This is a genomic window from Granulicella sp. dw_53, from assembly GCF_018449545.1.
Taxonomy (GTDB): domain Bacteria; phylum Acidobacteriota; class Terriglobia; order Terriglobales; family Acidobacteriaceae; genus Edaphobacter.
This window is the reverse complement of the sequence record NZ_JAAVUR010000005.1, coordinates 139,964-163,486: the sequence shown is the minus strand read 5'-3', so window position 1 is coordinate 163,486 and position 23,523 is coordinate 139,964. Positions and strand designations below refer to the sequence as shown.

General features: G+C 55.2%; 18 protein-coding genes and 3 pseudogenes. 7 read left to right on the top strand and 14 right to left on the bottom strand.

The annotated features are described in order from the left end of the window. The first annotated feature begins 332 nt into the window (after positions 1-332). Positions 333-1,325, top strand: a complete 993-nt coding sequence (locus HB393_RS09755; protein WP_213804979.1) for a sialidase family protein — start codon at positions 333-335, stop codon at positions 1,323-1,325. Between the two features lie 581 nt (positions 1,326-1,906). On the opposite strand, the gene HB393_RS09750 is transcribed toward HB393_RS09755, so the two are convergent. From HB393_RS09750 to HB393_RS09710, 11 genes and pseudogenes are all read right to left on the bottom strand, one after another. Continuing rightward, positions 1,907-2,116, bottom strand: a complete 210-nt coding sequence (locus tag HB393_RS09750) for a hypothetical protein (RefSeq protein WP_213804978.1) — start codon at positions 2,114-2,116, stop codon at positions 1,907-1,909. Between the two features lie 123 nt (positions 2,117-2,239). Then, complete coding sequence (locus HB393_RS25670; protein ID WP_345945120.1) at positions 2,240-3,136, bottom strand: hypothetical protein; 897 nt, start codon at positions 3,134-3,136, stop codon at positions 2,240-2,242. Between the two features lie 3 nt (positions 3,137-3,139). After that, a complete protein-coding gene (locus HB393_RS25665) occupies positions 3,140-4,501 on the bottom strand; it encodes a hypothetical protein (RefSeq protein ID WP_345945140.1) in 1,362 nt (453 codons plus the stop codon). A 329-nt stretch (positions 4,502-4,830) separates the two neighbouring features. After that, positions 4,831-5,325: pseudogene (locus HB393_RS25660) on the bottom strand (PHP domain-containing protein); the annotation flags it as partial. Continuing rightward, on the bottom strand, positions 5,318-6,157 hold the full coding sequence (locus HB393_RS09740) for a hypothetical protein (protein ID WP_213804977.1): 840 nt from the start codon (positions 6,155-6,157) through the stop codon (positions 5,318-5,320). The gene HB393_RS09740 and the pseudogene HB393_RS25660, both read right to left, overlap by 8 nt. Positions 6,158-6,242: 85 nt before the next feature. Further along, positions 6,243-6,656, bottom strand: coding sequence for a hypothetical protein (locus HB393_RS09735; protein ID WP_213804976.1), 414 nt, complete (start codon positions 6,654-6,656; stop codon positions 6,243-6,245). After that, positions 6,653-7,384 (bottom strand): annotated as a pseudogene (locus HB393_RS09730) (ArdC family protein); the annotation flags it as partial. The gene HB393_RS09735 and the pseudogene HB393_RS09730, both read right to left, overlap by 4 nt. Before the next feature lie 88 nt (positions 7,385-7,472). Beyond that, on the bottom strand, positions 7,473-7,805 hold the full coding sequence (locus tag HB393_RS09725; RefSeq protein WP_213805126.1) for a tyrosine-type recombinase/integrase: 333 nt from the start codon (positions 7,803-7,805) through the stop codon (positions 7,473-7,475). A gap of 123 nt (positions 7,806-7,928) precedes the next feature. Further along, complete coding sequence (locus HB393_RS09720) at positions 7,929-8,840, bottom strand: tyrosine-type recombinase/integrase (RefSeq protein WP_213804975.1); 912 nt, start codon at positions 8,838-8,840, stop codon at positions 7,929-7,931. Then, positions 8,837-9,757: a tyrosine-type recombinase/integrase gene (locus tag HB393_RS09715; protein ID WP_213804974.1), complete on the bottom strand. Its 921-nt coding sequence runs from the start codon at positions 9,755-9,757 to the stop codon at positions 8,837-8,839. The genes HB393_RS09720 and HB393_RS09715 overlap by 4 nt, the downstream gene beginning before the upstream one ends. Before the next feature lie 167 nt (positions 9,758-9,924). Beyond that, positions 9,925-10,098, bottom strand: a pseudogene (locus tag HB393_RS09710) (DUF1738 domain-containing protein); the annotation flags it as partial. A 393-nt stretch (positions 10,099-10,491) separates the two neighbouring features. On the opposite strand from HB393_RS09710, the gene HB393_RS09705 reads away from it, so the two are divergent. The 5 genes from HB393_RS09705 (at position 10,492) to HB393_RS09685 (ending at position 18,204) form a co-directional block, all read left to right on the top strand. Then, entirely contained in the window at positions 10,492-11,538 is a 1,047-nt protein-coding gene (locus HB393_RS09705) for a PDDEXK nuclease domain-containing protein (protein WP_213804973.1), read from the top strand. 463 nt (positions 11,539-12,001) lie between these two features. Further along, the gene (locus HB393_RS09700; protein ID WP_255550952.1) at positions 12,002-13,072 is read left to right on the top strand and encodes a hypothetical protein; all 1,071 of its coding nucleotides are present in this window, start codon (positions 12,002-12,004) and stop codon (positions 13,070-13,072) included. A 938-nt stretch (positions 13,073-14,010) separates the two neighbouring features. Beyond that, positions 14,011-15,051 carry a DGQHR domain-containing protein gene (locus HB393_RS09695; protein WP_345945119.1) on the top strand — a complete coding sequence of 347 codons (1,041 nt, stop codon included), beginning with the start codon at positions 14,011-14,013 and terminating at the stop codon, positions 15,049-15,051. Then, positions 15,044-16,642, top strand: coding sequence for a hypothetical protein (locus HB393_RS09690; protein ID WP_213804971.1), 1,599 nt, complete (start codon positions 15,044-15,046; stop codon positions 16,640-16,642). The genes HB393_RS09695 and HB393_RS09690 overlap by 8 nt, the downstream gene beginning before the upstream one ends. Then, positions 16,642-18,204 (top strand): ATP-binding protein, encoded by a 1,563-nt coding sequence (locus tag HB393_RS09685; RefSeq protein WP_213804970.1) that lies wholly within the window; start codon positions 16,642-16,644, stop codon positions 18,202-18,204. The genes HB393_RS09690 and HB393_RS09685 overlap by 1 nt, the downstream gene beginning before the upstream one ends. A gap of 9 nt (positions 18,205-18,213) precedes the next feature. Here the strand turns inward: HB393_RS09685 and HB393_RS09680 are convergent, their stop codons facing one another. Genes HB393_RS09680 through HB393_RS09670 form a run of 3 tightly spaced genes read right to left on the bottom strand, consistent with a single transcriptional unit; the run spans position 18,214 to position 22,098 of the window. Further along, on the bottom strand, positions 18,214-19,059 hold the full coding sequence (locus HB393_RS09680) for a hypothetical protein (protein WP_213804969.1): 846 nt from the start codon (positions 19,057-19,059) through the stop codon (positions 18,214-18,216). Continuing rightward, positions 19,060-20,724, bottom strand: coding sequence for an ATP-binding protein (locus tag HB393_RS09675; protein ID WP_213804968.1), 1,665 nt, complete (start codon positions 20,722-20,724; stop codon positions 19,060-19,062). It lies immediately after the preceding gene. A gap of 21 nt (positions 20,725-20,745) precedes the next feature. Further along, positions 20,746-22,098, bottom strand: a complete 1,353-nt coding sequence (locus HB393_RS09670) for a DUF87 domain-containing protein (RefSeq protein WP_213804967.1) — start codon at positions 22,096-22,098, stop codon at positions 20,746-20,748. A 460-nt stretch (positions 22,099-22,558) separates the two neighbouring features. On the opposite strand from HB393_RS09670, the gene HB393_RS09665 reads away from it, so the two are divergent. Continuing rightward, on the top strand, positions 22,559-23,398 hold the full coding sequence (locus HB393_RS09665) for a phage Gp37/Gp68 family protein (RefSeq protein WP_213804966.1): 840 nt from the start codon (positions 22,559-22,561) through the stop codon (positions 23,396-23,398). The last annotated feature ends 125 nt before the right edge of the window (positions 23,399-23,523 follow it).

Genomic DNA, 23,523 nt, shown 5'->3' with positions numbered 1-23,523 from the left:
ATGCCTGGCAGCGAATACTTCGGAGCTTGAATTCAAGCCGCTTCATTCGGATACCAGCCTAGTCTTTGGGTCAGGAATACTCCGGAATCTAAAAAGATTCACACTGAATGCCCCCGTGCTGAAACAGAACGCACGAGGAACAAAAGTTTTAGAGCGACGTCATTTCACAAAAAAACACGCGCGTGCCCTTATCCAAGTCCCAAAAAGGTGTGTGAATTTTTGCAATTAAACAAGCTATCGGCTTGACGGTAACTTGACTGATTGTTACCTTTGGCGGGTGCTTTGTAAACGGAGCATTCATCTCAAACAACAAATGGTTTCAGGAGACTTCAATGCCGCTGAGTCAAATCTCTTCTCTGCCAAAGCTGTTCCTAAAAGCAGCATCCATCTTATTCGTAGGTCTAGTTTCGGGTCTGCTCACGAGCCCCGTCACTGCGCAAACACTTCAACAGCCAGCCACTCGTTACCTTCAGTTTGTGACGGGAGGCACGCCTACGCTGACAAAATTTAACGGACGGCTTTATCTAACTTATGGTTCAGCAAGTACCGGGCTACTTAATGTTGCGTCTGCGTCAGATGGCGTTAATTTCACTGCCGCTACTCAAATTCCCTCAGCCCTGGTAGGCGCGTCGCCCGCGCCCTTTAACAATGGCGGAAATACACTTTATGTTTTCTATCGCGATGCGAGTGATGGAACGCTCAAACAGGTTAACTCAACTGACGGAGTCAATTTCACAGGTTCCTTGCAGTTGCAGCAGTCGAACGGCGCCGGCGCAGTCTATTCCAGCACACCGGTTTCGGTAGCTTTTTTCGGAAACTACTACTACGTCGCCTATACGGATGGCAATGGTCATGTGCAGGTCGCCCAGACTGACGGGCAAACCATCTACTCTATTCATCAAGTATCTTCGAATTACACCACTGCAAGTGCCCCATCGATTTTGCAAGGTGCAGGTCAACTTATCGTCGGCTTCCAAGCGGGCAATCATATGCTTGTAATGGAAGGTTCGTTTGATACAAATACTTGGAACGAGACGCCGTATCCCGGCATCTTGATGGGGAGTGCTCCGAATCTCTCTATCTACAATTTGGCAAATCTGTATGTGACTTTTCAATCAAACGATCAGTATCACATACTCTTTCAAACGACTGGTCAGAGCCCATCTACCTTAACATCGCCTGCCAATGTCTCTTATCGGAACATCCTGATGGCTGGCGCACCGTCTTGTGTTCAGGATCTTTCGACTCAAAGCGGTGTCACCCTCTTCTGTGCGTTTAAATCGAACGACCAGTACAACCTAACCTTTATCGCAGCGGGCAACTAAGAGAGAAGTGCTTAGGAGATAGTAATAGATCTTGTTGTCTACGTTCGAAGGCCTTCTCATTCCGGGCCTTCGAACCTATCTCACTCTTTTCTTGTAGTCCCCCATAGCCACTGACTCCTCTTTTACATCGATGTGAGATGGTTGTCGATTGTTGACGACGCGATCTCAGCGCATCGATAACTAGAGGCTTTGCTTTACGCGGTTGGACCACCTTGCTAACTTCGGTAGCCCGAGACATGGTGAGAATCTAGGCTCGTCCGCCGTTCGTTAGCAATGATCTGCCCGCGCCACTTAGGGACCTCGTCGTGCGTTGCGACGAACCATGGCACATTCTTTATCTGGAAGAACTCAGGTGGGGACATTCGTACAGACCCACATGGTTATCCGCGCTGTTCAGACGACTTCTATGCGTCCGGGTACCGCAACCGGTGCATCGGTGAACGTGAATCAAATCGAGCGGCTGTTTCACTTCGGGGTTATCGCTCATAGGAATACCCTCGATCATTTGATGACATTCCGTTGTAGCTCTGTTGCCAGAACTACAATTCGCCTGCGCACGGATTGTGTCCAAAGTTGGACAATCATGCCTCATCGCGGAGTGATCGCTCAATCTCTTCCCAGACAATACGAACGAACTCAACGCTATCCCGCACCTGCTCTCGCAGCGGAACAGTATTTGAGCTGAGGTATTTCGATTGCCGCAATCGGAAGGCCGCGATGCGGCAGGCGTTCTCCAACCACCAATCCTTCGGGGGCTGGGAGTCACCCGGCGATGTCATGTGTTCGCTCATTTAGTGGAAGTCGTGGGACTGTGTTGGGGCTGCTGTAACATTCAGCTCTTCAATGTGCATTGCTCGGATGTGGATGACCTGATCGACGTTTTGAAGTTTCCCCTCGACCAGCAGGAAGCGGGCTTACGTCACCAGTGAGCGATTCCGTTCGTACAGCTCTGGGTCGATGATCGCGTTCGAGATGCCGGACTCCTCTTCGATGGAAAGGAAGATGAAGCCGTGGGCCGTACCGGGTCGCTGTCGAGCGATGACGCACCCTGCGATGCGGGCTTTGACTCCGTGACGGAGCATACGGAGGTCGTCAGCGCGGCAGACGTTCATGCTACGTAGTTGGTCGCGGCAATGCGCCATCGGGTGACGGCCCACCGTGACCCCCGTCCCGGCGTAGTCGGCAACCATGCGCTCCTCGGGATTCATCGCCTGCAAGGGCGAAGTTCGCTCCTCGTCTTGGTCCAACGATTCAAGGAGTGGCCCCGCCTGCCGTCCCGCTCTTTGGACTTGCCAGAGAGCATCGCGACGATGCGAACCTTCGCCAATCGAGTTGAGCGCACCAACCTCGGCAAGTGTGGCCAGGTCAGCGCGGGTGAGTGACGACACCCGACGCGCGAGCTCTTCGATGGAAGCGAAGGCTCGGTGGGTTCTTGCCGTCTCAAGCTCTACGGCGGCGGTCTCTCGAAGGCCACGGGCAAAGCGAAGGCCGAGACGGAGCGAGAGCGAGCCGTCTTCTTCGCGCTCCAAGGTACAGGGCCAGCTCGACCGCATGACGTCGATGGGACGCACGCGAAGTCCGTGACGCTGAGCGTCTTTGACGAGCACAGCAGCGGAGTAGAAGCCCATTGGCTGGTTGTTGAGGATGGCGGCGGTGAACGCTCCGAGATAATGAAGCTTGAGCCACGCACTCGCATAGGCGATGAGGGCGAAGCTGGCGGCGTGGGACTCGGGAAAGCCGTATAGCGCGAATGAGCTGATCGACTGGATGATTTCCTCCTGGGCTGAGATTCCGACTTGATTCTTGTCCATGCCCTAGCGCAGCTTGATCTCTAACGCCCGCATCTTGTCGGCGGAGCGGCGGCTTCCGAGCGCCCGACGCAGCTCTTCGGCTTCACCTCCAGTGAAGTCCGCGATGGTCATGGCAATGCGAAGCAACTGCTCTTGAAAGAGTGGGACACCTAAAGTCCGTCGAAGCACTGGCTCCAGAAGCGGATGCGGATAGGTAATCTCCTGTCTGCCCTGGCGCCGCTCCATGTAAGGGTTCATCATCTTGCCAACGATGGGGCCGGGGCGGATGATAGCTACCTGCACCACAAGGTCGTAGAACTTGTCGGGATTATTGCGAGGGAGCGAGGCCATCTGCGCCCGCGACTCGACCTGAAATAACCCAATGGTGTCGGCCTTGCGGAGCGAGGCGTACACCTGCCGGTCGTCGTGCGGAATCTGCGCGATGTCTACCGTCTTGCCGTAGTGCTGCGGGATCAGGTTCGTGCAGTCTTTCAGGACTGTCATCATGCCGAGGCCGAGAAGGTCTACCTTTATGAGGCCCATGTCGCTGACATCTTCCTTGTCCCACTGGATGACATTGCGACCGGGCATACTCGCCGGTTCTATCGGGACGACGGAGGCGAGCTGGCCTTGCGCGATAATCATGCCTCCTGAGTGCTGCCCCAGATGGCGGGGCAAGTCGAGCATGCGAATCGAAAGCTCAAGGTATTTGGCGATGCGAGGATGAGCAAGGTCGAATCCTGCCACGCGGAACTGCTCCTGCATCGTGTCGGTCGCGCCCTTCCACTCCCACGCACTGACGAGCCGAGTAAGGCGAGTCAGTGTGTCTTCATCGAAGCCCAGCGATTTGCCAACCTCGCGGGCTGCTGACTTTCCGCGATAGGTGATGACGTTGGCGCACATCGCGGCTCCCAACTGGCCGTACCGGGTATAGACATACTGGATCGCTTTCTCCCGGTCTTCTCCCGATGGAAGATCCAAGTCGATGTCCGGCCATTCGCCGCGCACCTCGGAAAGAAAACGCTCGAAGAGCAGTTCCATCCCTACGGGGTCAACTGCGGTAATCCCCAGCGAATAGCAAACGGCGGAGTTAGCAGCGGAGCCTCGGCCCTGGACGAGGATGCCGTTCTCGCGGCAAAACTCCACGATGTCCCACACGATGAGAAAGTATCCAGCGAGTCCCAACTTTGCAATGAGTGCAAGCTCACGCTCGACCTGTTTCTCGGCATGTTTGCGAAGGCTGGGCTGCTCTTTGCGCCGTAGCGATTGAGCACTCCCTCCATCGTCCTTTTGTAGAGAAAGCTGTCCATCGTTTCGCCGTCGCCCACCGGGTAGAGCGGAAACTGATAGCCCATGTCCTTCATCTCGAACTGGAGGCGCGACGATAGTTCGCGTGTCTCGGCGATGGCCTGGGGAATGTCTCGGAAAAGCGAGGCCATCTCTTCCGCTCGCCGGAGGTGACGGTTGGCGTTGTGCTGCAAGAGCAGGCCTGCGCCGTCAAGCGACGTATGGTGCCGAATCGTCGTCAGCACATCAAGTACTTCTCGCTCGAACGCAGTCGCCATGTTGACGCCGTTCGTTGCGAGAACTGGAAGATGAAACTCACCTGCGAGGGCGAATGCGGCATCGTTGCGGGCCTCCTGTTCGCGGATGCGATGGCGTTGCAGTTCGACGTAAACACTGTTCGGGCCGAAGGTCTGAACGAGTGAACGTAGAACTCGCCTCCCTTCCTCCATCCCTCCGCGTTCGAGAGCAGCGGCAAGCGGTCCTTCGTCGCCACCGGTCAAGCAAACCAATCCTTCACTCCTCTCTTCGATCTCGCGGAGAGTAGCGACGCCCTCACCCTTTGTCTTCTGTCTGAGCTTGTAGCCAGTGATGAGCTGCGAAAGGTTGCGATAGCCTGTCTGCGATTCGCAAAGCAAGCTCAGCCGTATCGGTCTTTGAGGGATCGTATGCGGTTGCCACTCTGCCGGTTGCACCTGTAAGCCAAGATCGCTCACAGAAACCTCGGCCCCGACGTGGGAGCGCAGCCCCAGCTTCTTTGCGGTCGTGTAGAGCCGTGGCGCTCCATAGAGGCCGTCGCGGTCGAGGATACCGAGAGCCGGCATTCCGAGTTTGGCCGCCTGCGCCACAAGAGCCTCGGGCAGCGAAGCTCCTTCAAGGAAGGAAAACGCGGAGCGGGCGTGGAACTCCACATAGTCGTCAGTCATACACACCTGCGACAGTCCATGCCTTCGGAGCGCGTTCGTAGCGGAGCCGCAAGGCATATAGCGGCTGCATGACGACGGCATCCCATTCGTCGGCTTCCCATCTGCGGCCGTCCCACCAATAACCGCTCGACTGCCAAGGGCCTTTGACTTCAGCGAGGTCTAGTCGTCCGCCCTGCCAGAAAAGGAGCGACGGCATTCCGTTCTTCAATGACACACGGACGGGCTGAGCCGGTCGAAACCTGCGGAGTGCAAGGCATGACGGCTTCGATGGGGACGAGCCAACGGCAAGGACACTCGGACGAAAGGCCGTCATTGTGACCTCATCGTCTCGGTGACTGTTGCATAACTCGGCTGCCCCCACGTTGTGGTCGCCGGCAATCGAACGAAGCCTTGCCAAGAGGATGTCGAGCTTGTCCGGCTCCGGGAACTGAGCCTGGAAGAGGCCGCGCTGTGCCGTCTGCGGACGTGCGGCCTCCGCCGTGAGCGTCACACCAAGGATGGCCGCTTGCGGCGGATGGGTCTGCAAGTCCAGGTTGAGCAGCTTGAGCAGAAGCTCGCGGCTCTGCGTAGCAATGGCGGGACGGATATGCCGTTCGTAGGCCGGGGCCTTGTCCAGTTGCAAGCCGAGGGTAAGACTCCGCAGAGCGTAGGCACGTTCGATGGCGCGGCACATGATGCGTTCCAGCATCGGCGACACAACGAAGAGCAGTGAGTCCAGCAGGACGAGCGGCGTATCGAGCGCCGCAGTTTCGGAGAGAACGAGGTCTGCCTCTTCTGGCACGAGCAGATGATCTTCCATGCCACGAGCGAGCCGCTGTAGCCGCTTTTCCATGATGAAGGCTCCTTTCGAGCGGTTGGGGGGTAAAGGCACGGAGCGGCACACGCCGAGCATGGTTCCGCTCCACGATGGGAGCGGACTAGCCGAGGATGCACTTGTCCGTAAAGACTTCGGAGTACCCCTGCAATCGCAGGTTGTTGTCCCACGTCGCGGCAAACTTCTCGTGTTGTTCCTGAAGCTGGAGCAAAGCCACATAGTGGCCGTTGACGATGGCTCGGGAGACTTGCTCCACGGCAACGTAATCGTTGCGCCAAGTAAACGGAATCAGGTGCGCGCCACCGGCAAAGCCAAGCTCGAAGCACATCTCTGGGTCGCGCATGGCATCGCCGTTCTGTTTGCCGTAATGACAGACAGAGACTGCGGGGAGTCCAAGGGGGCCGGACTCATCCGTCGCCTCAATGACGAGCGGCATGTAGGGCGGGTTGTCGATCTTGACGTAGAGGCTGGGTCGCCAGCCTCCCGCCTTTTGCAAGATGGCAAGTAAGGTCTTCATCCTGCCACCTCCGCGAGTTCGTCAGTGGCGGCTTCCTCCGCCGTGGACGGCTCCAGTGCAGCAAGGATGATGCTGGCCGTCTGCTGAATGACTTCCAGCGATTCCGCCAGCAATGATGCGTTGCCTTTGTAAAGCTGGATATAGTCTGCGGATGCCGAACCCGTCACCAACCCAACGGCCTTGCCAACAACGAAGGCCACGGCCTCCGCCTCCGTCTCACGTACCGTCTTTGTGGTTGCGGTGCGGCGGTCGCTCTTATGCAGGAGCTCGTGCGCCGTTTCATGGACGAGCGTGGCGAAGGTTTCCGCCTTCGATTGTCCGGGTAACAGAGCGATACGTCCGCCATAGCTCATGCCAAGCGCGGGGGCAATCTTCTCGTTGTAGACAAGCTGAATGCCCTTGCTGTGCAGGAACGCGGCCAAACGGTCGATGTTCTCGCCGGGGTCGCCAGAGACTTCGCGCATCTCTGGCAGGTCTACCCCATCGGTCTGCGAAATATCGAAGACATAGGCATTTCTGAATCCGAGCAAGATGCGCTCGTTCTGTTTGGTGATGTCCTTGTTGGCCTCTTCGTCCTTCTTGCGACGAACGCCAACGATGGGGGCAAGAATACGGATGCCCTTCTGCCCGGCCTTCACGGAACGGCCAAGATTCTTCCACGTCCAAAACCCGGCCACGCGCGTTGCGGCTGGCATTTGTCGCGCTATCTCCAAAACGTTCCCGAAAGACTATGTTCATTGGCGGACTATGTTGAGTGTGAGGTGGAAAGTTTTGCAGGGCGCGTGTTTTCGCGCCCTGCGGTTGACATAGTTCTGGTCAGAGGTTGGCGAGGAATTCGAGCAGTGTGTCGTCGGCTTTGAATCTGCGGAACTTCTTGCCGACGGGTTGTAATGTGGCGAGGGCCTTCTCCTTGATGGCCATGTTGGCGTGGAGGTATTGGTTCGTGGTTTCGATGCTCTCGTGGCCGAGCCATAGAGCGATGACTGCGATATCGACGCCGGATTGGAGCAGGGCCATGGCTGTGCTGTGCCTGAGGACGTGCGGCGATATCCGTTTGTTTTTGAGGCTGGGGCAAGCGGCGTGAGCTCGTTCGACAACCTTGCGGAGCAGCAGGTGTATCGCGAAGCGTGTGAGCGGTTCGCCGCGGATGCCACTCCTTCAAAATCTTCGCTGTCCGTGGCCAGAGCGGGACCAGGCGGTCCTTCCGGCCTTTTCCGTGCAACTGGAGATAGTTGGCTGCGCTTGGAGTTCGCGGAACCTCGGGTGTGCTGCTCACATACCAGTAGGTGTTCTCCGGACCGAGATGGCCGAGATAAACGGCGAGATGGGGCAGGAGCTGTTGCACGTCGCGTCGCTCGCGATGCCAGAGGGTGAGTCTGTTGACGGCAAACGTGTGACGGAAGGAATGCAGCGATGGTCCACGTTGACCGGGTATGGCCTGGATGCCGGCGAGGCGGAGAAGCTGACAAATGCCAATCGTTGGGAGTTATAGTCGAGTCGTCCTCCCTTGCGGTTGATGAAGAAGGGTTGCACCTGCTTGCCGCGAAGTATCTCCGTCCTCGTGCTCCGATAGATGCGCAGCTGCTCCGCCGTCGATGGATGGAGAACGACATAGCGCGACTTGCCGAACTTGCTCTCGTGGATGAGCAGATGGGGCGGGGCCGCATCAAGCCTTGCATCTTCCATCGTCAGGTTGATCGCCTCTCCGATGCGCAGGCCGGTGCTGGCCAGCAGCCCAAGCAAAGTGGAGAAGGTGAGCGGACGCATGTTGCCGCACGGGCGTACCTGCGCAACGGCATCGATCAGACGGACGATGTCTTGATCGGAAAACAGGTGTGGAGCCCGCCTGCGGTAGAGTGGCTTGAAGATGTTGTCCGGGATCTCTGTCGCCGGCTCAAAGACGCGCACTTGCAGGAGAAGAGCGCGGGCAACATAAAAGCGCCGCTGATCCCGGTAGGGATGTTGGCGGTCCGATCCGACCGCAACCCAGTCTAGGAGAACCGAGGAGCGAATCGGCCACGGGTCACCTTGTTCGTGCCAGTAGGCGATGAAGCTTCGCAGCAGTTTTTCCCTGTGCTTCAAGCCACGGCGATCCCGGCCGTTCCGATGTGGATCGCGTCTGGCTACGGCTTGCCGGAGAGCGAGAAACTCTTCTGCGAAGGCGGACAATGCGGCAAAGTTCATCGCGCACCTCCGGGCCATGGCAGCGCCACCTGCTTCAACGCCTCCAGGTCGAGCTTGGCATAGATCAACGTGGTCGTGATCGACTTGTGGCCGAGGACATCGGAGACAGCCTTGAAGGTGGCTCCCTTGCCGACCATCTCCGTGGCCAGCGTATGGCGCAAAGAATGAGGCCCGCGATCCCGGATGCCGGCGCGCTCGAAGAGATAGTAGACGCAGTTCCTGACATAGACCTCGTAGCGTTGTTCTGGTATCGGTGGCTTGCGCGCGGGATCGAAGAGACGTACTGGCCGCCGATGCAGGCTGCGTAAATAAGCCACCAGAGCCTCACCGACATCCTGAGCAAGAGGCAGCGTGCGAACCCGGGTGGTCTTGGCACTACGCACCTTCAGGTTGCCGGCGCTCCAGTCGATATCTCCAGGGACAAGGCTGGCTACCTCTTCGGTGCGCAGTCCCAGGCGCAGAAAGAGCAGGAACAGCGCCCGGTTGCGCAGGTCGCGCGGCTTCGATCCCTCACTCGCGGTCCAAAGCGCGTCTACCTGCTGCTGCGTCAGTCCGCGTGGCAGTTGCACATGCTGCCGGTTGGCAATCGAAGGCAGAGCTGCATCCCAGCCGCCTGAGATATGTTCGTGAGCCGCCAGATAGCGTAGAAAGCTGCGCAGCACCATCAGCCACACACGTTGTGTCGCGCGGCTCGTCAGCCGTTGAAACTCGGTGGTGACAAACTGCACGACATCGCCAAAGCAAAACGTGCTCCAGGCAATATCGCCAGTCGGAAAGCTGGAGCACAACAGCATGTGAACTACATGGCGATGAAGGTTACGCGTGGACTTCGATAAGCCACGGATCTTGAGCAGGTGGGCGTCGTACTGCGCTATACAATCCGAAAGCGAGATAACGACAGAGCTTCGATCTGGCATGAAAACTTCTCCTCCGGCCAGTTGCCGGTAGGAAGAAGTCTGACCGCACTATGTTAACCACCGCAACGCGCATCGGCAGGAACCACGAGCCTTCTGCCTATCCAGAGGCATCCGCTCAACATAGTCCGACAGATGACATAAAGCTTTTTATGTTGTGCTTAACATAAGAAGGAATACGAATGAAAACGGCTCATGGCGGTGAGGTAGTTGGTGAGGGCTTCGGAGTGTCCTGACTCCAACTGCTCGATTAACAGCTTGATGTTGGCGGCGATGAGTTCCTGTTTGGTGGAAGGTTTCTTGCTGTCGATGGCGGTGATGGTGGTATTGGCGTTGCTGCTCATGGTGGCTTCTCCTTGTCGGCATTTGCTTTTGCACGTCCGCGTAGACACGCGGCATGTACATGCCGAACGCCTCCTGGCGAAGGCGGGGGTAGCAAACGGAAAGGTCTTCGAGCGAAGCTTTTTGGGGGGACCGCGCGTAGCGTGGGGGAGCCAAAACCTGGAGGGCGAACGGCCTTGCAGAGCGCGGGGGGCAGAGCCCACTAGCGAGGTCTGGGTTCCTTATGCGTGCGCGTCAGCGCACAGGATTTTCAGGGTCGCGTTGCGGCAGGAACAGGCCGCTGGGGAGGGTGGCGGAAGACGCTGGAAGCGGCTGGAGACAGGCGAGGGGCGTAGTCCCTCCCTGCGTAGAGCGCCTTTGCTATCGACCCTTCGCTATCATGGATCAGGAAGACCATGCCCTCGTCTGAGCCCAATCCGTCTCATCTGAGCACTCCATCCGGAGAGGAATCCACCTTTTCGGAGATCGTGCAGCTCATTGCAGATTCCCAGGAAAAAGCGATTCGAGCGGTCAACACGGTTCTGATCGAACTCTACTGGAGGGTCGGGGAGATCATCAGTGGGAAGATCGCCTCCTCGGAATGGGGTGATGGCGTCGTGCGGCAACTCGCCGAATATATCGCGCGGACGCAACCCGGACTCCGTGGATTCACGCGGGCCAATCTGTTTCGGATGCGGCAGTTCTACGAGACTTATCGCGACGATGAAAAAGTCGTACCGCTGGTGCGACAATTGCCGTGGTCGCACCACCTCCTCATCCTCGGCCAGTGCAAACGCCCGGAAGAGCGCGAGTTTTACATTCGGACCGCCATTCAGGAAGGCTGGAGCAAGCGGGAGTTGGAACGGCAGTTGAACAGTGCCCTATTCGCGCGAGTCGTCCTCAGTCCTCCAAAAGTCTCCCCAGCGGTGCGACAATTCCACCCCGAAGCCGTAAGCGTCTTCAAAGATGCCTACAACCTCGAATTTCTGGGGTTGCCGGAGGTCCATGCCGAAGCGGACCTGCATCGCGCCCTACTCGACAAGCTGAAGGACTTTCTGATCGAGCTGGGCCGGGACTTCTGTTTCATCGGTTCGGAATATCCATTGCAGGTAGGCGGCCAGGACTTCGCGCTCGATCTACTCTTCTTCCATCGCGGGTTGAACTGCCTGGTCGCCATCGAGCTGAAGATCAATGCGTTCCGCCCGGAGTACCTGGGCAAGCTCGACTTCTATCTGGAGGCGCTGGACAGGACGGTTCGCAAGAACCATGAACAGCCTTCGATTGGCCTGCTGCTCTGCGCGAGCAAGAACGACGAGGTTGTGGAGTACGCTTTGAGCCGTAGTCTTTCCCCGGCACTGGTCGCGGAATATCAGACCCAACTGCCGGATAAGAAGCTGCTGCAAGCGAAACTGCATGAGTTCTACGAACAACGGGTATCTTTTGTCTCCGATCCGGATGCGTAGGCCCCGGCGGTAATCCTGTTCCATGCAGCAGCGAACGGCCAGCCGCCTTCGAATCCACTCCATTGCAATTTCCAGCTCGAACCGGGATCATAGAGACGGGACGGGTACGCACCGTCCTGGGTGTCGAAACCCAAGCAGAAACACCGTGCGCTGGCGACAGCCACGGGACGAATTCCCAACGCCTTTGCGTCGGGGAGCCATGGACGTATGTCCAGGCTTCGCGGCTAAAGGTCCACGGAACCGCGTGTTTCTGCCGGTTTTCGAACTCCCCGACGAGGGTTTACAAGGGCTGTTTGCGGGGGCGCACCGCAGACGTTTTTCCCGGCCTCGGATTGGAGGAGTATGCTGATCCGGTCTGTCCCTGTAGAACCCCTTTTGCCTCGGCTCGTTGGCACACGGATGCTTTCCGCCGTTGCTGAAGCTTTGTCTGCCCTGATTTTCTCCGGCTGGAGAACAAGGATGGATGGCGATGGATCTCGTGCGTGAACTGATCTTCGATGTGGGCGCGGAAGCGGAGCTTCCACTGCCAAGCCGGTGCACAGTCGATGTTTCCTGCTTGGGACAGCCGGAAGTGCAAGAGGCTGTGTCCTTCGCCCTAGAAGAAAGCCTGTATATAGCGGCCTACGCGGGAATCGACCTGAAGGCGCTCGACGGCATTACGTTAGCGCCCGACTGCCGAGCTGCGGCCTGTGCCCTCCAGAATATGCCTGAAGGACAAGTGCCTCTCGAATTGAGCCCGCAGCCGGAGTCGATGGAACTGGCGAGGACAGCGGCGGTTCGCCGTGACGGTGAATTGAAGTTCCACATTGTTGTGCGACCCGGACTCAGCGTCATGGCGATCTCACCGGACAAAGCGATGCAGCGGCTTGCGCAGGCGTGCATCGCCCACGAAGCCGCTCACGTCGAACACGAAAGCCATCTCTACCGCACCTTTCCCGAGAGCTATGGCAAGCCGTTGGAGTGTGGCGACCGTTCCCGACAGACCTTTCTCAAAGCGATGGACGTATGGAGCGAGTATGCAGCCTGCCGATCTTCAGCAGCGTTCCGACCCGAGGCGGTAGAAGAGTTTCAAGACATCTTCTGCCGCGCCGTCGAAGACTGCTCCGGCAAGGCTTTGGAACAGATCAAGGCTCATCGCGAGGGTCGCGAGGCCGCCTCCGTCTTCCGCGAGTTGCAACAGCTTTTCGGCGACGTCTTTATATATGCAGGCTATCTGCTGGGCCACGTTCACGGACTGGAGATGAATCTCTTCAAACACCTTTCCAGCCACGAAAACGAACTCCTCCGTGAACCAAAGCTCGCGGATTTAGTTTTCCGGCTGGAGCGCCTTCTGCATGAACTCTGGCTGACCGAGTTTGCATGGAAATCCATTGAAGTTTTTGCACCGATATACGACCTTATCTGCGAAATGATGGAGCAGCACGGGATGATGTTTGTCCAGCAATGCGACGAGTGGAAGATCGTCATGTATGAGGACCAGACGGCACTCGAAGCGGCGCAAGAGGCTCTGTCTCGCTGGCAGAAGCCAGATTGAACGTCATCGCCCAATACTTCTATCGCTCCAGCGCAATTTCCTGTGGGGCCTCGGCAGTATTTGTTCGCGCAGGACATGGCCCTTCCTAGCGTCAGGATAGCGTCGTCGGATTTGGGATCAACGCCACGGCTACACGCAGATTGCTGATGTTGATGAGTGCATTCGGCTGTTAGGAACGGTTGAGATCGAAACCTCGGGCCGCATAGTGGCCGTCCACGTCACGATCAATTGAACATCTTCCTAGCCAGCCGCCCGCACGGTGCAGCGCGTCGCAGCTAATGATTATTATTTTTATATTCGACAACTTAGAGGGTAAATACCTCTTTATAGGGCAATGCGGGATGACGGGGCGACCATATAGGCGAAGGTAAAGCGAATGCGCTTATGCCCTCCGCTACCGAAATCCGAGTTCAGATTGAATCCACGTTAGCGCAACGTGCGCCCGACAATGTCCGGGCACGGCCGAGGGTTTATCTTCCTTAGTCTCGAAGACGAAACGGGCGTCTCGAACGCCCTCTTCAATCCCCCAACTCTACGAACGGATGTGATGGAATTGATGCTGCCGCTGGAGTTGCAAAAAAAATCAGCACGTCTTTGGACACGAGGACATTTCAAACGTGTCTGCAACAGACTCGTTGTAGGAGGTGATTGATGGCCTGACCGGGATCGAACCGATGACCTCTCCCATGGCACACCGAAGGCTAAGCTATTGACGATAAAGTGGTTGTGATCGACCAAGCCGGCACGCTTAGCGCATTTGCTGGAGGAATGCTGCCAAATTCAATCCGGGTAAGCGGACTGATCCGTGGTCCGGGAGCCCGCTTGATTGTGTGCACCGTTCTTCCCAACTTGATCAATCCAAGTTCGCTGATCTTGCCCGAATGGAAGAAGTGGCGGTGCAATCTTCGATTTGCACTGTCTAGCGTGCAATACTTGCAGTGAAAGACTGCATTTTGACGATTGAACACTCCATATCGTGCCAAGTTGGTTGGTCTGCGGGCCGTCGCGTCGCGATAGGATTTGCGGCCGCGCGAGTCCTCTACGCGTTGAGCTTCGCCGACGTGCTGGTTGAAGAAACTGGACGCGGTTATCAGAGGCGATTCAATGCGAAACACAGCCTCGACTTTCGCAAGTACATCCAGAAAGAGCGAAGTTCTACGATCCCGTTGACTTTCAATTTGCGCGCAAATCCGACAGATACGTGGTCGCTAAATCCCGACATAGATGGACCTACGGTCCTTAAAGTGCGTGAAGGTCATGAGAAGGTGCTCGTACAAGTGGATTGCCAGCATCGGCTAGGCCACCTCAACGATGTTGATGTGCAACTCCCATTCATGATGTTCCTTGGCTTGGACGAACGCGCCGAGATGGAGATCTTCAACGTTATCAACAGCAAAGCGAGGGGCCTGAGCAACAGCCTGCTCGATTTTCATGAGGCTTCGCTCGCCAGTAATCTAGGAAAAGAAAAAGCCGAGCTTTATATTGCAATCCAGCTCAACGCAGATCCCGACTCTCCCTGGCACAAGCAGCTTGACCTTGGGGGGACATCAACCTCCGGTTTGAAGCGGCGTGCATCCCTACGCACAATGCAAAAAGCTATTAAAAAGTTTCTGGCGCAGACACAGGTCCTTCGCAAAGGAAGCGTTGAAGACGCAAAGTCAATGGTCGTCGCATTTTGGTCTGCTGTGTCTGTTGTATTGGCAGACGCTTGGAACGCGCCGAGGGCCCACGTTCTGAACAAGGGCATTGGCGTCTACGCCCTGATGGAAATCGCCGCCGACCTCCAACAGGAGGCGGCGGATCAGGTCTGCGACAAGCGTTACTTTTCGCACAAGCTTTCCGAGTTCATCGACGACATCGATTGGACGCAGAAAGGCACATTCGATGGTCTGGGTGGGCAATCCGGCGTCACAAAGATGGTAGCCAGCATACGAGAAGTTCGCGGCAAAGCTCGCCTCACGTTGGTGAAACATGGCTAACAATCGAATTCTTCTGATCGAGCCTGGGTACAAGAATAAGTATCCGCCTCTCGGCTTGATGAAAATCGCGCAGTATCACGGGCCAAGAGGCAAACGAGATCATGTGGTCTTCATTAAGGGAGAGGACAAATCAGTACTGGGTCAGGCCTGGGATCGCATCTATGTGACAACCCTCTTTTCGTTTGAATATCCCAAAATTGCCGAAACGATAGATTTTGCTTTGAGAGTAGCGGGCGGGAGCCGTGACAAGGTATTCGTTGGTGGTATCGCGGCATCGCTGATGCATGCACGCTTCTTAGAGGAGCGCCGTTGGCAAGGTATCCGCGTTATCAAGGGACTGCTGAATACAGCACCTGCAATTTCTCTTCAACTCGACGACTTTTCCGACGAGCTATACGCAGGTGATGTCAGTGGAACTCCCATCGAGGACTTGATCCCGGACTACAGCATCCTCGACCAGATTGATTACAAATATCCCGTGAGTGATGCCTATTTCACGTATGGGTCACGGGGCTGCATTCGGAAGTGCAGCTTCTGCGGAGTTCCTAAGCTAGAGGGTGACCAGAGGGACACGGAGTCCATTTCAGCAATCGTTCGAGGCGTTGAGATGTATTACGGCGCCAAGAAAGACCTAACGCTTATGGACAACAACGTGGTCGCCTCCGCCAACTTCCGCGAAATCATCGCTGAAATCAGAGATCTCGGCTTTACGCCTGGTGCGAAACTCAAGCGAGGACGCGTTTCTGTCCAACGTCGCGTGGACTTCAACCAAGGAGTAGACGCTCGCATTCTTTGCAAAGACAAGATGTATCTCCGCGAATTATCGACCATCTGTTTGAAGCCGTTACGAATCGCTTTCGATCATCTTGGGCTGAAAGAGCCCTACGCTAAAGCGATTCGGTACGCGACAGAGTTTGGGTTGACGGAGCTTTCAAATTACATGCTATACAACTTCAAAGATTCTCCCGCAGATCTGTTCGAGAGAATGCGACTAAACGTCCAGCTTAATGAAGACTTAAACATTCGGATCTGGTCTTTTCCAATGCGGTTTCAGCCGACCGACCTCCCGAACCGATCACACATCGGTGATAAATGGTCACGGTACCAGCTGCGATCTATGCAGTTGATTTTGCAGGCCACGCACGGAGTGGTCAGCGGTCAGCCAAGTTTCTTCCGGCACGCGTTTGGTGACACCTATGAACAGTTCGAGGAGATTCTCCTCATGCCGCACCACTTCATCTTTAACCGTCAATGGTTTGAACAGGGCCCTGGAAAACCTGAACTGGAACAGTTCAAAGCGGAATTTGCACGCTTGGTTGACAGTGACCGCGCTGAACTCCTCAACTTGCTTTCGTCCACTGACGCGAGGAACTTTGAGCTCCTGCCGAGGTCGGCGGAGAGTTCGGCTGTCAGAAGGATCTTGCAGTTCTACGTTCCTATGGATAAAACGCAAGAGGCTCTAATCTGGAATGCCCCACGGACATCCGCTGCGGTACCGGACGACGAAAGAGTAGAGGATGCAGGATTGGACGACGATGCTGAAAAAGCGTCAACACTGGCCGCCTCTGATTATGTGGAGATCACTGCCTGATGTCCGGACTCGTAAATCTCCAAGTAAAGCTTCCACAGTGGAAAAAACCGGCACACGAGATCTTCATCGGCAAAGACGTACTGGAGCTGCTGAGCACTTCCATGTACATCGACCCGCTCACGATGTATCGGGAGTACATTCAAAACGCAGCCGATGCGAGCGACTCTGATAAAGATCACGCAGAAGTCCATCACGGCGGAACAGTCCAGATCAAAATCAATCGCCAAGAGCGAAGCATACTCATCTCGGACGATGGTCTCGGTCTAGGAGAGCGGGACTTTTATAAGCGCCTCACATCCATCGGCGGGAGCGCGAAACGAGGAACTAACGCACGCGGATTCCGGGGCGTGGGAAGATTGGCGGGCCTTGCGTATTGTCAAGAACTCATCTTCCGTACACGTCCAGCAGGAAAAGACGCTGTTTACGAGTTGCGCTGGGACTCACGCAGAATTCGTGATCTATTGCGGTCTGCTGACGCTCATCTAGATCTTGCCGGAATCATATCCGAGAGCATTGAAGCACGCACGCTATCAGCGGCCGGATACCCCGAACACTTTTTTCAAGTAGAACTGCGCAACGTTGTTCGGCACAGAGATGATCGACTACTAAATGAGCTTGAAGTGTCTCAATATCTCAGCCAGGTCGCTCCGGTTGCGTTCCATCCCGAGTTTGCCTTCGGCAAGGACATAGCTTCGTATCTCGCCGCTAACGGTGTCCGATACACTCCGCTCTCGGTTGAGATTGAAGGCTCAGGGCAGATCTTCAGGCCACATCGAGACAAGATTATCGTCGGAGGAAAGACGCTCACCTTACTTCCGCCTGATATGTTCACAACTCTCGACCGTGATGGAGAATGTTCAGCCGTAACTTGGATTCTTCACCATGACTACCTTGGTTCACTCCCTAAGAGCACGATGGTCAATGGATGGCGTCTTCGGTCTGGTGATGTACAGGTAGGTGGCAGTGACATCCTGGAAGATCTATTTCCGGAAAGCCGATTCAATGGCTGGGCCATAGCCGAAACTCATGTCGTAAGCAGAAAAATCATCCCCAATGGTCGGAGGGATAATTACGAGCAGAGCGCCCACTTCTCCGATTTGCTTACGCGGCTGACACCAACGGCGAAGGACATTGCGCATCGTTGCCGGACGAGCTCCATTACACGAAACGCACTCCAGCGGCACGAAGCAGATCTCGCAAAATGCGAGGAAGGCATCGCAATCGCTTCAAAAGCCCGGACACCAGCCTTCGTCGTCGCCTCGCTCCGAGATGAAATCACCACAACTCTGTCAGCACTGGAAAAAAGCACCCAGCGAGAGTTGTTCACGGGGTCGGAAGGAGACGCCTTTCAGCTTCGAATCAAAAAGATCACGAATAAGCTCAAGGGACTCCCGGAAGAACCCGATTCAGCAGATGCGCTCCAAGACTTCCCCCCGGCTCAACGACAGATCATCAAAGATGTTATCGAGACGATCTATCTTATCGAAAGCTCATCGGACGCAGCAGACAGGCTCGTTGGCAAGATTCTGTCTAAGCTCCGCAACAAACGTAAGCCCAAGTGAAGCAGAACACTACGATTTCGCATCGTTCGGTCGAGGGATGGTGGGCCTAAGCTCGACTGTAGGTATGCGCCCGACCATCCGACGTAAAGGCAGCGCCATAATTTCGCAGAGTCGTGTCCTGTCGGCAGATGGGGTGGGAAGCGCCTGAGAGCGGTGATGAAATTCGGTGTAGAAATGAACCAAATTTGTTTTTCCGCTGGAGTAAAGAATTGGATCCGAAAACTCCACGGAGAAGTCATTGCTCCGGCCTGCATGCCAACAAGTGTAGGCATAGCAGAGTTTCACCTTTAGTGCGTGGGTCTTGCTATGTTCTTGCAGGTTTGCGTCAACATCGCGTAGACCTTCGAGGGTATTCCTTATCTCTGCGATCAAACCGTCATAGGGCTGCATACCGCTATCTCTCACATTGAAAGTCGCGACGAGCGCAAACGGCAACTTTTCTGATCGATGTCGCGCAGCCAAGCTCATGATTGCTTCTCGACAAGGTGATTCGCCAGACTTACGCCGATTCGTGAATCCGCCGTACAGGTCTAGATTGTAGACGTCGTAGCATCTGGTTCCTGACGCGACGAGATATTCAAAGATGTCGCCCGACACCACTTGGAACGGAAGCTTCAGCTGTTTGTTGTACCAGTTGATTGATAGATTGTTCAGTGTTTCTTCGTCCTTTTCGACAGCGCAAACGGAGCCCAAGGCAGGTTGCCAGATCTGGACGTCACGAAACTCCGCGCTAGTGAGTCCACAGTAAGCGAGACCCGTGATACCAATTCTTGCCCTGAAGGCTCGAAGGCTTGCTGCATCCCGCCGACGAATGGCATCTTTTTCGAGACTGTCCGGAAAGCTGTTCAGAGGCATTTATATGACCACCAGTAGACCGTGGTCTTTGAAGATGTCCTGTATCCCTTCACAAAGCTCGCTTGCCAAATCGTCCTGGTCGGCCAAACGTTTTTCAATTGCTTGGACGATTTCGGCTAATACTTGCTCGTAGTCGGGAAGCGCAGAGCCTATAGACCGCTCTGGGAAGAGGCCTTCCTCATAGTCTGAATCTCTCTTACCTTTTCCAGGCGCCTCTACTCTAGCAGCACCATCAACTGAAGTCTTGACTGCCTCAGGTTTTCCAACGGAAACGCTGGCTCCTCCAGGCCCTGTTAGCTGGTCAATTGCTTTTTGCCGATTGTGCCCTAAAACTGGCTCCTTCGCCTCAAGAGCCTTCAATATTTTCCTCTCGTGACGAGAAGTTTTCTCCTGACTGGTAGAGTCCTTTGCTGGCACCTTTGACTTCGCCAGTTTGTCGTACTTTGTAAGCGCCTTCAGATGGCGAGCTCGGTCCTTCGGATCGTAAATTTGGCCGCCGTCCAATGCTTTGGATACGGTGTCGACGAGGGTCCTGTGACTATTCACATTCGAATAGGCACGTCTATACGCAATCCTGTCTGAGTAGAAGGCTCGGACACACGTTATGGCTCGCCTCGACTCGGTATCCAATTCGAGCTCGCTGCGAGGCGTATTTGGCTTTACATCAGGATGAGTGATGTGAACCTCGCCGAAGTACCAATCGAGCAGTTCACCGGACGCTACGGTCCCAGGCACTCCCCATTGCGTGCCAGTTTCCGCTGAATACATCCCAGGGCCACCCACTGCGATGTTCTTCGCCCGCAACCGGAAGTTGCTGGGCTTGTTTGCGAAGCTTCGCACTGTTGAACTTTGGCAGTACCAGACGAATCCGTACTCCTCATCGTCGCGCTTCAGCACCTCGAATTCTGGCTCTTCACAGTTCTGGTGATATTTCTTGAAAATCTCAGTCCCACTAACCTGTACGGCAAATTCCTGATACCCATCTATGGCCGAGAGCCGCTTGGTAATTGCGTTTGTATGCTTGAAGTGTGGGCTGAAACGGCAAGGAAGGATTTCCTGTGCGATCCGCTCAAGCTCTTCGCTCTTGAGTAGATCCGCAAACTCTTCATTTAGGCCGGAAAGAACGACTTGAGTGTAATGTTCCGTTTTCTTCGCCGCATCGGAGACTTCAATTCGGAAGCGCTGGTCCAGCAAGTTCTTGATACTGATGTTTTGAGACACCGCTTTTCGCATTTTCGCGAATTCGAGCGTGAGGCGATATTTCTTTGTGTCACCAAGCTTGGTTGTTTCCACGACCAACTCGTCACACGCTGAATACCCAGCCCAGATGCCAATCCCGCGAAAGCCGGCCCTGTCGCTCCCTCCCTTCGCTGAATAGGCTATGCGCTTATATTTCCTGATGTCCTCCAGATCCATGCCAATACCTTTGTCCTGGATCGCAAGAGCGCCCTCTCTCACTATGTATATGTCGATAGTCTGATCCGAGGCAGGAACGGGTTGGTGCGTTTTCTCCCTCAAATCATAGTAGGAATCGCCTGCATTTTGGACGTACTCTCGCAACATAGCTTCGGGTGTGTAAATTCCCTTTGCCAGATTCGTGAGAAGAGGCGCGCCGATGTCCTCTATCGTGAACTCATCCTTAATCGCTTGCCAACCAAGAGCCATTTGATCTCCATAGTGCAGAATTTAGAAGCGTGGAAAGCGCTCCTCAAACGTTGCAACTCTGATGGCAGCGCCTTCATTGTTGCTAATGGCGAATGCATTGCCACGTTCGAGGGTCGTCAAAATCTTACAAAGTACTGGGAATGCTATCGGTGTCCTCAGCTTGCGGAACAACTGTTTCGCAACAGTCGAGCTGTGATCGCTGATCTGGAAAACCAGCTTCGTCGCGGTATTCGAAAACGCAACAGGGGTAAAGTCTTCGGGCTGCTGCGACGCTAAGATTACCCCGGCGCCAAACTTCCTGCCTTCGCGAAGGAGCTTCTCTACGGCAGAACCGGCTCCCATCGGCATTCTATGGGCCTCATCGATGACGATGATCGTACGGAGCGGACCGGGGCCGATCGACTCTAACAAGCCCATCAGATTCCAAAGAAGTAATTCGGTGATCGCCCTCTGTAGGTTTTGCTCTAAGCCCCGCAACTGAATCACCACGGGATTGGCCTGGCGAAGAAGATCTGTCCATGGAAGGGAGATACCCGTTCCGCGAAACACGTCGAAGACAAACAATGAAGATATGTGGGACGCAGCCGTACGGAATACATTTCGGTCCGAACGGCCAGGGTCGTCCGCATTTTCAATAAGGGCGTCTCGAAGACGGCCGAATCTCGGAACTGGCTTCTGCCAGGAACTTATCACTTGACTATGAATTCCGACTTCCTTGTACAAGGAAATGATCGAGTCCCTTATTGCGGCATTCTGTTGAATACCGATCCCTGGAAAGACTCGGCCCAGCGTATCCGCAATCCGTTGGGCCACACTAAGTGGACCATGTAGGTCTGACGGCAGGATTTCAAAAGGATTGAGGTGGATCCCGAGCCGCGCGGCTTCGAACTGCTGAGGTTTCGCGAGCGCTAAAAGCGTCGGATGTGCTGAGTCCGCAGTGAAACCTTGCCCATAATCGAAAATAATCGAAGTTATATGAGACCGAGTCAGCTCGGCTATGAGGCATGATGTGCTGTACGTTTTGCCGAACCCGCTTTCTCCCAGAATCATCACGTGAGGGTTAACACTCTGAACAGGATTCCAGTTGACTGCGGTTCCGTTTTGGTCCCAACCCAAGAGCAGGGCATCCTGCCTGTCTTCCTTCAACGCATTATGTTTTCTAGCGTCCACTGCCGCCGGTGAACTCGTTTCTGAAATTAATCCGTTCGACGGCGCGGAGATGTGTCGCATGGCCTTCATCGTTCGGTGAGCCGACAGTGCCGACACTTGTCCGGGTGTTACGCCAGCCGCCTCCGCGATGAAATCTCGAGGATGACCCGCATCGAGTAAATCCGATATCTGTTCCCGCTGGGCTGTCGTCAATGTGGATTTCACGCTCTCCGAGACCTTTCCCCAGCATCGATACCGACGATTTCTCTGAGAACCTGATTCAGTACAGCTGTGCGGCTCTGAACTTCGCCATTGCGTTCTTTCTCGAGGAAGGCCTCCCACAGCGCTCTATCAAACCTGATAGTGACCGATATGCGGTCTCCCACCCCGCTTCCCTTGGGCCGTCCCACTTTGCGGTCGGGCATTTTTAGCCAAGCCTTTCGAGCGGCGAGACTGTAGTTGCAAAGCTGAGTGCTTTCGGCGCGAACCTCTTCGCCGTCCTCTAACCTAACGACAAGGGAACCACGATTCTGAGACAGCACGATTCCCCGTCTGCCAGCGTTGTGCTTAGCGGACGGCTTCAGCTTTACTTTGTCGCCGACCTGAAGGCCTGCTGTCAGATCCATTGGGTCAGGCTATACCAAAGCCCTAATTTTTTGCAATAATCAAATTAGAGGGTCATCACATGGCGGAGATCTCAACAATCGAGTGGACTGATGCAACCTGGAACCCGGTGCGTGGGTGTACCAAGATTAGTCCGGGTTGCGCGCACTGCTATGCCAGCACGTTCGCGGAAAGATTTAGGGGAGTCCCGAATCACCCCTACGAGCAAGGATTCGACCTCCGTCTTGTTCCCGAGAAGTTATTGGAGCCGCTAGCCTGGTCTTCTGCCAAGAGGGTCTTCGTCAACTCCATGAGTGACCTATTCCATCAGGACGTTCCTAACGAGTACATCCGGGACGTTGCCAAAGTGATGTCTGTCTGTATGTGGCATACCTTTCAGGTGCTCACCAAAAGGTCGAGTCGACTCCTGGCCATGCTGGATAAAGAACTATTGGAAACAACTGAGGCATCGCACATCTGGTGGGGTGTGAGTGTTGAAGACCAAAAGTATGGAGTTCCTCGTATAAAAGATCTTCAATCGTCCAACGCAAGAGTCAAATTCCTCTCAGTTGAGCCATTACTGGAGGATCTCGGAGAACTCGACCTTTCTGAGATCAGTTGGGTCATTGTTGGGGGGGAAAGCGGTTATCGCGCTCGACCTATGCAAGAGGCTTGGGTGATATCCATCCGGGATCAATGTGAGCAACAGGGTGTGCCGTTCTTTTTTAAGCAATGGGGCGGTGTTCACAAGAAGCGGTATGGTCGGCTGTTGCGAGGGCAACTTTATGACGCATCTCCGCCTCTCTCTGAGCACAAAATACCTTCTCGTACGAAACGGGAAGAATTAATGATCCAGTTGCGAACGCGTCCAGTGGAGCTTCAGTCGGACTTTTTTCACGGGCCCAATTCCTTGATTGGCTGACGTTGTGGAACTGCAGCAGTGGACCAAGCCGTCTGAACCACAAGAGGAGTAAGTCACGTAGGCATCCCGGGCCTGTTTAGATGCCGTGGAAAGCTGTCAGAATCTGCATCGACCAACCACAATTG

Coding starts and splice junctions, on each gene's coding strand:
- HB393_RS09755 (WP_213804979.1), top strand. CDS start 333: ATGCCGCTGAGTCAAATCTCTTCTCTGCCAAAGCTGTTCCTAAAAGCA.
- HB393_RS09750 (WP_213804978.1), bottom strand. CDS start 2,116: ATGAGCGAACACATGACATCGCCGGGTGACTCCCAGCCCCCGAAGGAT.
- HB393_RS25670 (WP_345945120.1), bottom strand. CDS start 3,136: ATGGACAAGAATCAAGTCGGAATCTCAGCCCAGGAGGAAATCATCCAG.
- HB393_RS09740 (WP_213804977.1), bottom strand. CDS start 6,157: ATGGAAAAGCGGCTACAGCGGCTCGCTCGTGGCATGGAAGATCATCTG.
- HB393_RS09735 (WP_213804976.1), bottom strand. CDS start 6,656: ATGAAGACCTTACTTGCCATCTTGCAAAAGGCGGGAGGCTGGCGACCC.
- HB393_RS09720 (WP_213804975.1), bottom strand. CDS start 8,840: ATGAACTTTGCCGCATTGTCCGCCTTCGCAGAAGAGTTTCTCGCTCTC.
- HB393_RS09715 (WP_213804974.1), bottom strand. CDS start 9,757: ATGCCAGATCGAAGCTCTGTCGTTATCTCGCTTTCGGATTGTATAGCG.
- HB393_RS09705 (WP_213804973.1), top strand. CDS start 10,492: ATGCCCTCGTCTGAGCCCAATCCGTCTCATCTGAGCACTCCATCCGGA.
- HB393_RS09700 (WP_255550952.1), top strand. CDS start 12,002: ATGGCGATGGATCTCGTGCGTGAACTGATCTTCGATGTGGGCGCGGAA.
- HB393_RS09690 (WP_213804971.1), top strand. CDS start 15,044: ATGGCTAACAATCGAATTCTTCTGATCGAGCCTGGGTACAAGAATAAG.
- HB393_RS09685 (WP_213804970.1), top strand. CDS start 16,642: ATGTCCGGACTCGTAAATCTCCAAGTAAAGCTTCCACAGTGGAAAAAA.
- HB393_RS09680 (WP_213804969.1), bottom strand. CDS start 19,059: ATGCCTCTGAACAGCTTTCCGGACAGTCTCGAAAAAGATGCCATTCGT.
- HB393_RS09675 (WP_213804968.1), bottom strand. CDS start 20,724: ATGGCTCTTGGTTGGCAAGCGATTAAGGATGAGTTCACGATAGAGGAC.
- HB393_RS09665 (WP_213804966.1), top strand. CDS start 22,559: ATGGCGGAGATCTCAACAATCGAGTGGACTGATGCAACCTGGAACCCG.